The following is a 13,429-nucleotide window of genomic DNA, read 5'->3' as shown; positions in this document are numbered from 1 at the left end:
GTCCCTCGGTGCTCAGCCCCTGGTGCGCCGCTTTTCCTGCTCGAGGAGGCGGTCGACGAGGCGGGTCTGGGGGATGGTGATGATCATGAACAGGATGGCCACCGTGGTCACGGCGGAGAGGTTGAACTTGTTAGAGGCGATGATCTTGGCCTGGTTGAAGCCGTCGATGACCCCCACCACGTTGACCAGCGCGGTATCCTTCTGCAGGGCGATGAAGTCGTTGAGGAGGGGTGGGATGATGCGCCGCACCGCCTGGGGGATGATCACGAAGCGCAGGGTCTGGGAGAAGCTCAGGCCCAGACTGCGCGCCGCCGACCACTGGCTGGGGTGGATGCTGTCCAGGCCCGCGCGGTAGACCTCGGCCACGTAGGCTCCGTAGCTCATGGTCAGCGCCAGGATCGCCAGCCACTCCGGACGCCAGTCGCGCACGACGGGCACGTTGGCCAGCGGCAACCCCAGGGCGATGAGGTAGATGCTGATGATGGTGGGCAGCCCCCTAAAAGCATCGGTGTAGACCGTCGCCAGGAAGCGGATGGGCTGCCCGGCCCGGCCTGGAATCATGCGGGCCACCGCGATGACGAGGCCCCAAACCAGGATCAGCACCTCGGCCACACAGAACATCCAGACGTTCTTCCAAAAAGCCCCTAGCACCAGTCCGAAGGAGTCGCGGATGAGCTCGAGGCGGAAGAAGGTCGAGCCCACCGCCCCATCGTTGGCCAACAAGAACTGGACGCTCAGGAACACCAACAACACCGCCGCCCCGTAGCCGATGGCGTACTGGGCCCACTCACGGGCTTCGGTGGCCTTTACGCGGGTGGTGATGAGGTCTTTCACCGCCAGCGCGGCGCGGGCCTGGCCCGCATTGCGCAAACCCCGCCACACCGGCACCAGCAGCAGCAGCGGCAGTAGCCCCACCAGCACCAGCAGCACCTCAACCCCCACGCCGGCCAGGTGGTTGCGCTCGAGGATTCGGTACAGGTTCAGCAGCACGCTCCAGGCCAGCAAGACCACGAGGGCACACACTGCCAGGGCCCACAGGACCAGGGAGGTTGGGTCTTTTGGAATTGAAGGGGCGCTCGAGCGCCCCTGCTTCGGATCGATTGGGTTCACGGCTCAGGACTCAGGGCTTGAGGTAAGGGATGGCGCTGGGATCGCCACCGAACTCCTTGGAGAGATAGGCCTGGGAGAGCTTCTTGAAGACCCCCTCGGCCTCCAGGGCCTTGAAGATGCGGTCCAGGTTGGCCTTGTTGGGCGAGTTCTTGGGGTAGATGGCTCCGTACTCCTCGCCGGTCTTGTACTGCCCGACCACCTCGAGCGCCCCGTTGGACTGCCGGGCCTGCACCAGCACGATGGCGGTGTCCAGCATCACCACGTCCACCTGGCGGGCCTGGAGGGCGGTGAACATGTTGGGCGTGTCGGGGAAGACCCGCACGTTGGCGGCGGGCACCTTGAGCACGTTCTTCACGAAGTCCACCGCGGTGGTGCCCTGCTGCACGCCGATGCGCAGGGTCTTGATGTTGCTCGAGTCCACCTTGGTGCCCTTGCGCACCAGCAGGCCCTGGTCGGAGGAGAAGTAAGGGGGCGAGAAGTCGACCACCTTGGCCCGCTCGGGGGTGATGGTGACCTGCGAGAGGGCCAGGTCGAAGGCCCGGGTCTGGCCGGCCACCAGCGCGTCGAAGGAGACGTTGACGATCTTGACCTGGCTCAGCCCGGCCCGGTGGGCAATGTTGGCCGCCAGGCAGTACTCGTAGCCGCTCTTGATGGTCTCGGGGGTGTCGCCGTTCCACCAACCCGGAGCCGGCAGGTTGGTCTGCACGGTGAGGACGCCGGGGGTTACCGGCCTGATGGGGAACTCTCCCTTCTTGCCGTAAAGCTCGCAATCGCCGATCTTGGCGGTAGTCTGGGCCTGCACCCCCAAGAGGGCCATAGCCCCCACCGCCACCATGCCTACAAGCGCGTACCAGCGTTTAGCCATAGGTTTCCTCCATGTCAGAACTCGCCGCCACAATACCGAAGCTTCAGGGCAGCGTCAAGCAAGAGCGTGCGCTCAGCCCTCCCCCAGAACCCGCGCCAGCAGGCGGTGGAAGTGGTGGACCCCCTGCTCGCGCTTGACGCTGAAGCGGCCCCGATCATAGAAGCGCGACTTCACCCCTTTCTGCACAGCCTCCACCACCACCTCGTCCTCCCGCTCGACCCGGTCTAAGGCCGCACCGGCGCCCTGCTCGAGCCGCGAAGCGTCCCAGACGTAGGGCAGGAAGGAAACTTTGGTCAGCTCGGGGCCCAGGGGCCGCACGACGTTGATCGAAAGCCCCCAGGGGTAGAAATTGAGCATGAGGTTGGGAAAGACCCAGTAGTAGTAAGCCGCGATGCGCTTGCCGTAGTCAGGGGAGTCCTTGGGCAAGTCGAAGCAGCCCTCCCCGCTGCTGGCCACCCCCAGTTGCAGGTTGCACCACTCGTAGATCTCGGAGCTGTAGCTGCCGTAGTCAATGGCAGCCCCCAGCGAGGCGTGGATGTAGGGGATGTGAAAGCCCTCGAGGTAGTTGTCGCAGTACAGCGCCCAGTTGGCCCGCACCAGGTAGTCGCGGGCACGGCTGGGATCGAAGTAGAACTGGTTGAAGGGCATCCAGCCCACCCGCTCCTGGACGGGTTTTAGCAGCTGATCCAGCGGCAAGAGGGGCTCGAGGGAGACGAACAGCCATTTGTCCTGGCCCCACAGGGCAAAGGGGATCGTGGGCAGGTCGTCCTTTTCGCTGGGGAAGTTCCGCACCCCCTCGAACTCAGGCATGGCCTGGAAACAGCCGTCCATGCCGAAGCGCCGGCCGTGGTAGCGGCAGCGCAGGTAACGGGCGTTCTGCCCGCCGCTCTCGGCTACCAGCATGCCCCGGTGGGTGCAGACGTTGGACAGCACGTGCAGCCGGTCGTCGTAGTCGCGGGTGATCACGATGGGCTCGTCCAGGCAGCCCTCGAGCAGCGTCAGCGGCTTGACGGTGCCGGGCGCCTTGAGTTCGTCGGTGTCGCCCACCCACTGCCAACTACGGGCGAAGACCTTCTCTTTGCTCTGCTCGTAGAACTCCGCGCTCTTGTAGAAAGCCGCAGGCAGGGTCGAGGCTTCGGAGATATCGGCATGGACGTCGAGCTTGGGTTTCATAGCCCAGAGTGTACCGCCAGGAGGGTGGTCGTGGGCTATAACGGCTTTATAACGCCCCAGCGTGTACCCTTGCTTCCGCAGCCACAGATGAGGTTCGAGGTTGCGGAGGAGATCAAGATATGAGCAAAAGCATTTGGGCAGCTATTGCAGCGGTGGCGCTTAGCCTGGGCGCACTGGCCGTGCTGGCGCAGGGCCAGGGCAGGGTCGTGGCCGGGCAGGAAGCCATGCTCTTTGGAGCCAAGGTCTCGAGCTGGGCCAGGCTGGACAGCCAAGGCAGGGTGCTCGAGGCCGGCATCACCCTTCCCATGAGCGCCGTCGAAAAGGCCCCTTTGCCCGGTCCGGGTGACAAGCCCCAGACCGAAGGTGGGCCGGACTTCGGTCCCGAGGTCATCCTCGACTTCCCCGAGGTCGTCAGGAAGAGCACCTTCCTCGATCACCTCCAGCTGTGGTGGGAAGGGTTCGGCCATCCTCCAGAGCGCTACCTGACCCCCCACTTCGACTTCCACTTCTTCGGCATCCCCAAAAGCGAGGTAGCCAAGATCGACTGCAAGGACCTCACCCCACCCGCGCTCGAGCTCACCCCCAAAGGTTACGCCCCGGCAGTGCCTCCCGGAGCCAACGCCGCCGAGTTCTGCGTTCCGCTGATGGGCTTCCACGGCCTGCCCCTGAGCGAGTTCAGCGCGCCGGGTCAGCTCAAGCCGGAGCTGTTTGACTACACGCTGATCTCGGGCTTCTACTGGGGCAAGTACCTCTTTACCGAGCCCATGATCACGCGGGAGTTCCTGCTCAAGAAGCAGAACCTCGACCTCGAGGTCAGCCACCCGGCCAAGGTGGGCCGCAAGACGCTCTACCCCACCCACTTCAAGGCCACCTTTGACGCCAGGGCCAACGCCTATCAGCTTGTCTACAGCGACTTCAAAGCGGGTGAGTGAAGGCGCTGAATACCCCGAGGTGAAGCCATGCTGCGTATCGCTTTAGCCCTCGCCCTGCTGGGGCTGTGCCTGGCCCTCGCCCACGGCGGGCATGCCCACTTCGGGGTGTTCCCCGGTTGGTACTCTCAGGCTCAGGCCCAGCGAGGTCGCAGTCTGGCCCTCCAGCAGTGCGCCGCCTGCCACGGACCTAAGCTGGAGGGCCGCTACGGCCCGCCCCTGGCCGGTCCCCGTTTCCTGGCCAGGTGGGGTGGGCGCAGCGCCGAAGAACTGGGCCGCTACATCGCCACCCGCATGCCTCTGGGGCGGGCGGGGAGCCTCGAGAGCAAGCAAGTGCTCGAGCTCATCGCCTACATCCTCCAGGCCAACGGCTATCCGGCGGGGCCGAAGGACCTCGACTCCAAGTCGCTCAGGCAAATTCAGTTCCTCACACCGGATTCAAAAAAATAAAGCGCATAGCCGTCCAATCCAAAGACATTCGTACGCTCGAACCCCACCGTCTGCGGTGGGGTTGTGAGCCTGATGAGTCAGCGAATCGCGTCAGGTCGCAACAGGATTGCTCGCCATGTCGAGGAACAGGCCATGCAGGCGGCTATCCCCGGTGAGTTCGGGGTGGAAGCTCGAGGCCAGCAGCTTACCCTGGCGCACCAACACGATGGCCTCGCCGTGACGGGCCAGCACCTCGACGTCGGGGCCGACCCGCACGATGGCGGGTGCGCGGATGAAAACCGCGTGGAAGGGCCTGTCCAGCCCCTTGACCTGCAACTCCTCCTCGAAGCTATCCACCTGGCGTCCGAAGGCGTTGCGCTCGACTGAGATGTCCATCAGGCCCAGGCGGGGCTGTTCGGGGTAGCGGGGAATTTCCTTGGCCAGCCAGATGGCCCCGGCGCAGGTGCCCCACACCGCCAGGCTCCCCTCCCCTACCCGCCGGCGCACCGCCTCGTCAATCCCGTACTCCCGCGCCAATTTACCGATGGTGGTGGACTCACCCCCCGGCACCACCAACCCCTGGAGGCCCTCGAGGTGCTCGGGCTTGCGCACCTCCACCACCTCGGCCCCCAGCCGCTCGAGCATCTGCTTGTGCTCCCTGAAGGCCCCTTGCAAGGCCAGAACCCCGACTTTCACACCTCAATGCTGGGACGCCACTCCAAGCAGGTCAAGAGCCAATGACGCGGCCCGCAGGGCATACCAATATGGAAGTCGCCGCCAGCAAGGCGTCAAGGGTCGAGGGCCGAGGACGCGTGGATCGCCCCCAGCCCCCTTGTTAAGCTTGGCCTTTTGTGCCTACCACCCGCGCTTAGCCAGCCTCTCCTCCTCGTGCAGCTCGTCGAGGTTGATGCCCACCATCGGCTCGCCCAGGTCCTCGGAGACCTCAGCCAGGATGGCCGGGTCGTTGTAGTGGGTCACGGCGCGCACGATGGCGCGAGCGCGCTTCTTGGGGTCGCCCGACTTGAAGATGCCGCTGCCCACGAAGACCCCGTCCATGCCCAGTTGCATCATCAGCGCGGCGTCGGCGGGGGTAGCTACACCCCCGGCGGCGAAGTTGACCACCGGGAGCTTGCCGTTGTCGTGGACCCAGCGCACCAGCTCGTAGGGGGCTCCGTGCTCCTTGGCGAAGGTCATGAGCTCTTCGACGGGCATGGCCTGGATCTGGCGGATGCTGCCCAGCACACTGCGGGCATGGCGCACGGCCTCGACGACGTTGCCGGTGCCGGCCTCGCCCTTGGTGCGGATCATGGCCGCCCCCTCTCCGATGCGGCGCAGGGCCTCACCGATGTTGGTCGCGCCGCATACGAAGGGAACCTTGAAGGCGTGCTTGTCGATGTGGAAGGACTCGTCTGCGGGGGTGAGCACCTCCGATTCGTCGATGAAGTCCACGCCGAGGGCCTCGAGGATCTGCGCCTCGACGAAGTGCCCGATGCGGACCTTGGCCATCACGGGAATCGAGACCGCGCCCATGATCTCCTTGATGATTTTGGGGTCGGACATGCGGGCCACGCCGCCCTGAGCCCGGATATCCGCAGGGACGCGCTCGAGGGCCATCACCGCACAAGCACCGGCCTCTTCGGCGATCTCAGCCTGCTGGGCGTTGGTCACGTCCATGATCACGCCACCCTTGAACATCTCGGCAAAACCAGTCTTGACACGAAGGGTCCCAATCTGCATAGCAAAACGAGTGTAGCTTCCTCCTTGGCCTGGCAAAAGCACCAATGGACACTAAAAAAACCCAGACCAATCGGGCTGGGCTAACGTATGCGCTAGGGATCAGGGCAGATAGGCCAGCGGGTTGCGGGGCGTGCCGCCGACGCGCACCTCGAAGTGCAGGTGCGGGCCGGTAGACCAGCCCGTCGAGCCCACGTAACCGATGAGTTGACCCTGCTCGACCCACTCGCCCGCACTCACCACGAAACGCGACATGTGGCCATAGAGGGTCTCCACCCCGCCGCCGTGGTCGATGATCACGTGGTAGCCGTAGCCCCAGGTGCTCCAGCCCGCCACCTCCACCTGCCCGCTGCGGGCGGCATAGATGGGGGTGCCGAAGGGAGCAGCCATGTCCAGACCGGTGTGGTAGCGCTGGAAAGCTCCCCGGCGTCCAAAGTAGGTAGTGATCACAAAGCTCTTGACCGGGTAGGTGTAACCGCCCTCGCTCACGAAGTTGGAACGGCGCACCGTAGCGGGTGCTGCGGCCTGCCGCCGGACCTGGGCCTGAGCCCTGCGCTGGGCCTGGCGCCTGGCCTCAGCTTCCCGGCGGGCGGCTTCTTCCCTGGCTTTGCGCTCGGCTTCCAGGCGGGCCTGGCGCTCGGCTTCGCGCTTGGCGAGGAGGTTGTCGTAGGTAGTGCGAGCGGTGATGCCGGGAATCAGGATCAGGTCGCCCTCGGCCACCTCGGTAGGGTCGCTGATGCCGTTGACCTTGGCCAGCTTGAGCAGCGAGATGCCAAAGCGGCTGGAGAGGTCGAGCAGGGTCTGGCCTTTGCTCAGCCGCACCAGGAGGCCCTTTTGCTCCGTCGGGATGTGGAGGATGGCCCCTTGGGTCAGCCGGTCCAGGCTGGGAATCCAGGGGTTGGCGGTGATCAGGTCCACCTCGCTGAGACCAAAACGCGAGGCGATCCCCTGGAGGGTATCGCCGCTGCGAACGGTATATTCCCGCACCCCCGGAGGGATCCTGGGCTCGCGGTCGGACTTACCGCCGGTGATGGGGATGCGAAGCTCCTGACCCGGCTTCAAGACGATGCTCTCGAGCCCGCTGGACCACATGATGGCCTTGGGGTCTACCCGGTAGCGGCTGGCGATCCCGCTCAAGGTGTCACCGCTTTGCACGGTGTAGAGCACCCAACCCTTGTTGGCAGGAGACTCCAGCACCACTTCGGTTGTGTTGTTCTGGACCAGCGTCGCTAGGGGGGAGTGCAGGGCAGCGCCGGCGACAGCAACTTTGAGCAACGCTTCCAAGGGCGATCCCTCCTCGGCGGGAGCACCGCCGCCGAAAACTCTCCGCGGGATTATAACTACTTAGCCGCCAAAGTTGCAAGGAACTCTTTGTTGGTCTTGGTGCGGGAGAGCCTCGCCAACAGCATTTCCATGGCTTCGGCAGGGTCCATGTCGGCCAATACCTTGCGGAGCAGCCACATCTTGTGGATGACCTCTTCGCCCAGCAGCAGCTCCTCACGACGGGTGCCCGACTTGAGGATGTCGATCGCGGGGAAGATGCGCCGCTCTTCCAAACGACGCGACAGGTGCAGCTCCATGTTGCCCGTGCCCTTGAACTCCTCGAAGATCACGTCGTCCATGCGGCTGCCGGTCTCGACGAGGGCGGTAGCCAGGATGGTCAGCGACCCCCCACCCCGGATGTTGCGGGCAGCCCCCAAAAAGCGCTTGGGGAAGTGCAGGGCCGCCGAGTCCAGACCACCCGAGAGGGTGCGGCCCGTCGGCGGCGTGACCAGGTTGTTGGCCCGCGCCAGGCGGGTGATGGAGTCGAGGAGGATCAGCACGTGGCCGCCCTCTTCGACGATGCGGCGGCTGCGCTCGTGCACGAACTCGGCCACGCGAATGTGGTTCTGGGGGGGTTCGTCGAAGGTGGAGGCGATGACCTCGGCCCCCTCGACCGATTCGCGGAAGTCGGTGACCTCTTCAGGGCGCTCGTCGATGAGCAACACGATCACCTTGATGTCAGGTTCGTTGCGCAGCACGGCACGGGCCACCTTCTTGAGCAGAGTGGTCTTGCCGGCTTTGGGCGGGGCGACGATCAGCCCGCGCTGGCCGCGGCCTATGGGGGCCAGCAGGTCGATGACCCGGCAGGAGGCCTCGTCGCCGGTGGTCTCGAGGATGATCTGCCGGTCGGGGAACTGAGGGATGAGGTCGTCGAACCTGGGGCGCTTGGCAGCGGCTTCGGGGTCGAGGTTATTGACCGCCTCGACCTTCATCAAGGTGCCGTAGCGCTCGTTCTCGCGGGGCGGACGGGCCTTGCCGACGATGTAGTCCCCGGTGCGAAGCTGGTATTGCTTGATCAGGCCCGCACTGACGATGACCGAGCGCGACTCGAGGGCGTAGAGGTTTTCCTGCAGGAACCCGTAGCCGTCGGAGCTGATCTCGAGGTAGCCCTTGGCCAGGTTCAATCCCTCGTCGCTGGCTTCCTGGCCCAGCAGGGCCATCACCAGCTCGTCCTTACGCATCTTCTTGTAGTCCTCAATCCCCGCCTTGGCCGCCAGGAGGTGCAGCTCGGGCAAAATCTTGGCCGACAACTCCTGAAAACCCAGCGGGGTTTCGGTGGCGGTGCCTTTTTTTCTCATTACTGATTCACCTTAGCCCAGTCTTCCATGAACTTCTTCAGACCGATGTCGGTCAGGGGGTGCTGAACGAGCATCTTGAACACGCTCAGCGGCATGGTGGCGATGTGGGCCCCAGCCAGCGCGGCGTCGGTGACGTGGCGGGGGTGGCGGATAGAAGCGGCCAGCACCTTAGTGTTGAGCTTTTGCACGGCGAAGAGCTCGGCGATCTCGCGCACCAAGTCCATCCCCTCCCAGGAGATATCGTCCACGCGACCCAGGAAGGGCGAGACGCACCAGGCTCCGGCCCTGGCCGCCAGCAGGGCCTGGTTGGCGGAGAAGATCAGGGTCATGTTGATGCGGATGCCTTCGGAGCTGAGCACCTTACAGGCCTTGAGCCCCTCAACGGTGGTGGGCAGCTTGACTACGACGTGATCGTCGATCTTGGCCAGGCGGCGGCCTTCGGCGATCATGTCGGTGTACACCAGGCTGGTGACCTCGGCGGAAACCGGTCCCTTCACGACTTCGCAAATCTCTTTGATGGTTGGCTCGAAGGGGCGGCCTGACTTTAGGATCAAGCTGGGGTTGGTGGTCACCCCGGCCAGCACCCCCCAGGACGCAATTTCCTTGATTTCTTCGATCACAGCAGTATCCAGGTACAGTTCCATACAAGGCGCCTCCCTCAGGTTGTAAACGCTTTGGGCTTAGGCTCAAGTCTAACCCCCAGCACACAGCCATGCAAGGTTTAGCGTTTGACATCCTGTTTGGGGGTAGCTAGCATAAGTTTTACCCTATGGCAGCCGCATAGGAGTATAGGTCAAGCTGCTAGGGTTGTAAAGCAAAGATGGGGACGAGTAAGCGCCAATGCCCACGCAGCGAGTCGGGGATAGTGCGAGCCTGACGGCAACTTTGGCACCGAAAATCACCCCATTCGATCTGGGAAGAACCGATGGCCCGAAGCCTTAATCCAGGCTTGATCCATCCCAGTAGACCCCGGCGGGTGCGCCCGAGACAGCGCCGAAGAGTGCCGTTGGTGCGTCCAGAGTCTGGAGTCTAGCGTCCAAAGCTACAAACCCACAAGCCCTCGACCCTCGCTCGACTCTTGGCTCTCGACCTCCACCGGAAGTGCGGTGGTACCGCGAGAGAGGCCAGACAGGCAACTTTCGTCCGCACCTGAGCTGTTTCTAAGCGGCCCGGTGCGGACGCTGCTTTTGGGACAGCCAGAAGGAGACCGGATGGTAGAGGAAAAAAAGCTATTCAAAGAGGTGGGTGAGCCCAACTTTCCCCGCCTCGAGGCCGAGGTGCTGGAGTTCTGGAAGAAGCAGGGGATCTTCGAGAAGTCCGACCGCAAGCCCGCGCCTAGGGGCAAGTTCGTCTTCTACGAGGGGCCACCCACCGCCAACGGGCAGCCGGCCATGCACCACGTGCTGGCGCGCAGCTTCAAGGACCTGTTCCCCCGCTACAAGACCATGCAGGGCTTCCACGTCACGCGCAAGGGCGGCTGGGACACCCACGGCCTGCCCGTCGAGATCGCGGTGGAAAAGCGGCTGGGTGTGCTGGGGCGCAAGGCGCTCTCGCGCGAGGAGATCGCCGAGTTCAACGCCACGTGCAAGAAGTACGTCTTCGAGAACATCCAGGACTGGAACTACTTCACCGAGCGGCTGGGCTTCTGGGTCGATCTGGATAGCGCCTACATCACCTACACCAACGAGTACATCGAGTCGGTGTGGAACCTCTTGAAGCGGCTTTGGGACAAGGGCCTCATCACCCAGGACTACAAGGTCGTACCCCTTTCCCCGCGCATCTCCACCACCCTCTCGCAAAACGAGATCGCCGACGGCTACCGCGAGGTGGACGATCCGAGCGTCTACGTGCGCTTCCCGCTCAAGCTGGAAACCACGCCAAAGGCCGTACGTCAAAGGCTAAACGCCCAGGGGGTGCGGCTGGAAGACCTCGAGAACCTCGCCATCCTGGTCTGGACCACCACGCCCTGGACCCTGCCCTCGAACACGATGGCGGCGGTGAACCCCCAGATGGACTACGCCCTGGTGCGCTCGCCCTCGGCGGGGCACCTGATCTTCGCGATGGAGGCGGTCGAACGGCTGAAGGAGTTGCACGAGGAGGAACTCGAGGTCCTCGCGCAGCTCAAAGGCGCTGACATGGAGTGGTGGGAGTATACCCCGCCCTTCCCCGAAGTCTGCGTCGAATTGGGTGTGGTGAAGGAGCAGGGTGAGCGGCGGGAGAACGGCAGGCCCGTCATGCACTTCGTGGCCCTGGCCGACTTCGTCAGCGCCGAGGACGGCTCGGGGGTAGCCCACGAGGCCCCGGTCTATGGCGCGGAGGACCTCGAGCTCTCCCGCAAGTACGGCACGCCGCTGCTCTTCGGCACCGATGAGTACGGTGTGATGCGGGTCACCGGCGAGCGGGGCAAGTTCTTCAAGGACGCCGACAAGGGGCTCATCCGCGCCATGAAGGAGCGCGGGGTGATGTACCACGCGGGCACCATCCGCCACCGCTATCCCTTCCACGACCGCACCGGCGACCCCATCCTCTACTTCGCCAAGCCTTCCTGGTACATCAAGACCTCGCTCTTTCGCGAGCAGCTCTACGCGCGCAACGAGGAGATCAACTGGGTGCCCGAGCACATCAAGTACGGGCGCTTTGGCAACTGGCTGAAGGACAACGTGGACTGGGCCATCAGCCGCGAGCGCTACTGGGGCACGCCGCTGCCGTTCTGGGTGGCGGAGGACGGCTCGGAGAAAGTCTGCGTGGGGAGCGTGAGGGAACTCTCCGAGCTAGCCGGACGCGACCTCTCGGACCTCGACCTGCACCGGCCCTATGTCGATGACATTACCTTCGTCAAAGATGGCAAGATCTTCCGCCGGGTACCGGAAGTGCTCGACGTGTGGTTCGACTCCGGGGCCATGCCCTACGCCCAGTGGCACCTGATGCTCGACGAGAACGGCAGGCCCCTGCCTGGAACCGAGGCCAATTACGAGCTGTTCGAGCAACACTTCAACGCCGACTTCATCTGCGAAGCCATCGACCAGACGCGGGGCTGGTTCTACTCCCTGCACGCCATCGCCACGCTGCTCTACGACCGGCCCGCTTTCAAGAACGTCATCTGCCTGGGGCACCTGGTCGACGAGAAGGGCCAGAAGATGTCGAAGAGCAAGGGCAACGTGGTCGAACCCCTGCCCGCTTTCGACAAGTACGGGGCCGATGCGGTGCGCTGGTACATGTTCACCGCCAGCGAGCCTGGCGACACCAAGCGCTTCAGTGAGCGACTGGTGGCCGAGGCCATGCGCGGCTTTTTGGGCACGCTGTGGAACGTCTACAGTTTCTTCGTACTCTACGCCAACCTCGACCGGCCAAACCTCAAAGAGCGCCCCCCCGTCGAAGAGCGGCCCGAGATCGATCGCTGGCTCTACAGTCGCACCCAGCAACTCGTGCAGGAGGTGAGCGAGGCCCTCGAGCGCTATGACGCGCGCGGCGGGGCCAGGGCGCTGGAAGAGTTCGTGGAGGAGCTTTCTAACTGGTACGTGCGCCGCAACCGCCGCCGCTTCTGGAAAAACGACGACGCAGCCGATCGCGAAGCCGCCTACGCCACGCTGTGGGAGGCCCTGGTAGCCGTGAGCCAGCTCTGCGCCCCCTTCACCCCCTTCGTGGCCGAGGCGCTGTGGCAGAACCTGGTGCGCTCGGTGGATGAGAACGCGCCCGAGTCGGTGCACCTCTCGCAGTGGCCGCAGGCCCAGGCCATGGACCAAAGCCTGCTCAAGTCCATGCACGCCGCGCTCGAGGTGGTGCGTCTGGCCCGCGCGGCCCGCGCCAGGAGCGGAGTCAAGACCCGCATCCCCCTGCCTTTGATGCTGGTCACGGCCCCCACCGCCGAGGAGCGGGCGGGCTTGCAGCACTTCGCCTCCGAGATCGCCGATGAACTCAACGTCAAGGAACTGCGGGTGCTGGGACCGGAGGAGGAGGTGCTCTCCTACCGGGTGCTGCCCAACCTGCCGGTGCTGGGTAAGAAATACGGCAAGAAGGTGCCCGCCATTCGGCAGTTGCTCGCCGAGCTGGACGGGAAGTACGTGGCCCAGACCCTCAAGGCAAAGCAGGCGCTGCACCTGGAGATCGAGGGCGAAACCATCACCCTCACCCCCGACGAGCTGCTGCTCGAGGCCCTCTCCCCTGCCGGCTACGAGGCTCTGGAAGAGCGGGGCTATATGGCGGCTCTGGAGGTGCGCGTGGACGACGAGCTCTTCCTCGAGGGGCTCGCGCGCGAGCTCATCCGGCTGGTGCAGCAGGCCCGCAAGGACATGGGGCTGCAGGTCTCCGACCGCATCCACCTCAGCTACCAGGCCGAGGGCAAGTACGCCGAGGCGCTGCGCAAGTTCGGCAGCCGCCTTCAGGAGGAAACCCTGGCCCTGAGTCTGAGCGAAGCCCCCATCACAGGCTTCGAGACCGGCCTCGAGGACGAGGAGGGCAGGGTTCGCTTTGGATTGAGCAAAGCCTAAAGCTTACGGACCCATCCCAGCACGCAACCCCCTGAAGAGCCAGGGGTTGCGTGTTCTTTTATTTACGCCCATATTCCCTTA

11 protein-coding genes are annotated in these 13,429 nt (G+C 64.3%); 3 read left to right on the top strand and 8 right to left on the bottom strand.

Annotation, left to right across the window (positions count from 1 at the left end; translation table 11 throughout):
• Positions 1-12: 12 nt before the first annotated feature.
• The 3 genes from Mrose_RS03905 to Mrose_RS03895 form a co-directional block, all read right to left on the bottom strand.
• Positions 13-1,023, bottom strand: coding sequence for an amino acid ABC transporter permease (locus Mrose_RS03905; RefSeq protein WP_245969535.1), 1,011 nt, complete (start codon positions 1,021-1,023; stop codon positions 13-15).
• A 97-nt stretch (positions 1,024-1,120) separates the two neighbouring features.
• On the bottom strand, positions 1,121-1,975 hold the full coding sequence (locus tag Mrose_RS03900; RefSeq protein ID WP_245969531.1) for an ABC transporter substrate-binding protein: 855 nt from the start codon (positions 1,973-1,975) through the stop codon (positions 1,121-1,123).
• 72 nt (positions 1,976-2,047) lie between these two features.
• A complete protein-coding gene (locus Mrose_RS03895; protein WP_119276119.1) occupies positions 2,048-3,148 on the bottom strand; it encodes an aromatic ring-hydroxylating oxygenase subunit alpha in 1,101 nt (366 codons plus the stop codon).
• Positions 3,149-3,267: 119 nt separating this feature from the next.
• Between Mrose_RS03895 and Mrose_RS03890 the strand changes: the two genes are divergently transcribed.
• Positions 3,268-4,080: a DUF5602 domain-containing protein gene (locus tag Mrose_RS03890; RefSeq protein WP_119276118.1), complete on the top strand. Its 813-nt coding sequence runs from the start codon at positions 3,268-3,270 to the stop codon at positions 4,078-4,080.
• Positions 4,081-4,107: 27 nt separating this feature from the next.
• Positions 4,108-4,527 (top strand): c-type cytochrome, encoded by a 420-nt coding sequence (locus tag Mrose_RS03885; RefSeq protein WP_119276117.1) that lies wholly within the window; start codon positions 4,108-4,110, stop codon positions 4,525-4,527.
• 90 nt (positions 4,528-4,617) lie between these two features.
• On the opposite strand, the gene pdxT is transcribed toward Mrose_RS03885, so the two are convergent.
• The 5 genes from pdxT to fsa all read right to left on the bottom strand — a co-directional run bounded on the left by pdxT (position 4,618) and on the right by fsa (position 9,505).
• Positions 4,618-5,202, bottom strand: a complete 585-nt coding sequence (gene pdxT, locus Mrose_RS03880) for a pyridoxal 5'-phosphate synthase glutaminase subunit PdxT (RefSeq protein ID WP_147371565.1) — start codon at positions 5,200-5,202, stop codon at positions 4,618-4,620.
• A 159-nt stretch (positions 5,203-5,361) separates the two neighbouring features.
• Positions 5,362-6,243, bottom strand: coding sequence for a pyridoxal 5'-phosphate synthase lyase subunit PdxS (gene pdxS / locus Mrose_RS03875; RefSeq protein ID WP_119276116.1), 882 nt, complete (start codon positions 6,241-6,243; stop codon positions 5,362-5,364).
• Positions 6,244-6,342: 99 nt separating this feature from the next.
• A complete protein-coding gene (locus Mrose_RS03870) occupies positions 6,343-7,524 on the bottom strand; it encodes a LysM peptidoglycan-binding domain-containing M23 family metallopeptidase (RefSeq protein ID WP_119276115.1) in 1,182 nt (393 codons plus the stop codon).
• Between the two features lie 56 nt (positions 7,525-7,580).
• Positions 7,581-8,861: a transcription termination factor Rho gene (rho, locus tag Mrose_RS03865; RefSeq protein WP_119276114.1), complete on the bottom strand. Its 1,281-nt coding sequence runs from the start codon at positions 8,859-8,861 to the stop codon at positions 7,581-7,583.
• Positions 8,861-9,505 carry a fructose-6-phosphate aldolase gene (gene fsa / locus Mrose_RS03860; RefSeq protein WP_119276113.1) on the bottom strand — a complete coding sequence of 215 codons (645 nt, stop codon included), beginning with the start codon at positions 9,503-9,505 and terminating at the stop codon, positions 8,861-8,863. The genes rho and fsa overlap by 1 nt, the downstream gene beginning before the upstream one ends.
• Before the next feature lie 567 nt (positions 9,506-10,072).
• On the opposite strand from fsa, the gene ileS reads away from it, so the two are divergent.
• Entirely contained in the window at positions 10,073-13,348 is a 3,276-nt protein-coding gene (gene ileS / locus Mrose_RS03855) for an isoleucine--tRNA ligase (protein WP_119276112.1), read from the top strand.
• The last annotated feature ends 81 nt before the right edge of the window (positions 13,349-13,429 follow it).

Source organism: Calidithermus roseus (assembly GCF_003574095.1).
In the GTDB taxonomy this organism is placed as follows: domain Bacteria; phylum Deinococcota; class Deinococci; order Deinococcales; family Thermaceae; genus Calidithermus; species Calidithermus roseus.
The sequence above is the reverse complement of the archived record's forward strand: the minus strand, read 5'-3'. Positions and strand labels throughout refer to the sequence as shown.

What these genes read in the sequence shown, in the direction of transcription:
- Mrose_RS03895 (WP_119276119.1), bottom strand. Translation starts at nt 3,148, where the DNA reads ATGAAACCCAAGCTCGACGTCCATGCCGATATCTCCGAAGCCTCGACC.
- Mrose_RS03900 (WP_245969531.1), bottom strand. Translation starts at nt 1,975, where the DNA reads ATGGCTAAACGCTGGTACGCGCTTGTAGGCATGGTGGCGGTGGGGGCT.
- fsa (WP_119276113.1), bottom strand. Translation starts at nt 9,505, where the DNA reads ATGGAACTGTACCTGGATACTGCTGTGATCGAAGAAATCAAGGAAATT.
- ileS (WP_119276112.1), top strand. Translation starts at nt 10,073, where the DNA reads ATGGTAGAGGAAAAAAAGCTATTCAAAGAGGTGGGTGAGCCCAACTTT.
- Mrose_RS03885 (WP_119276117.1), top strand. Translation starts at nt 4,108, where the DNA reads ATGCTGCGTATCGCTTTAGCCCTCGCCCTGCTGGGGCTGTGCCTGGCC.
- rho (WP_119276114.1), bottom strand. Translation starts at nt 8,861, where the DNA reads ATGAGAAAAAAAGGCACCGCCACCGAAACCCCGCTGGGTTTTCAGGAG.
- Mrose_RS03890 (WP_119276118.1), top strand. Translation starts at nt 3,268, where the DNA reads ATGAGCAAAAGCATTTGGGCAGCTATTGCAGCGGTGGCGCTTAGCCTG.
- pdxS (WP_119276116.1), bottom strand. Translation starts at nt 6,243, where the DNA reads ATGCAGATTGGGACCCTTCGTGTCAAGACTGGTTTTGCCGAGATGTTC.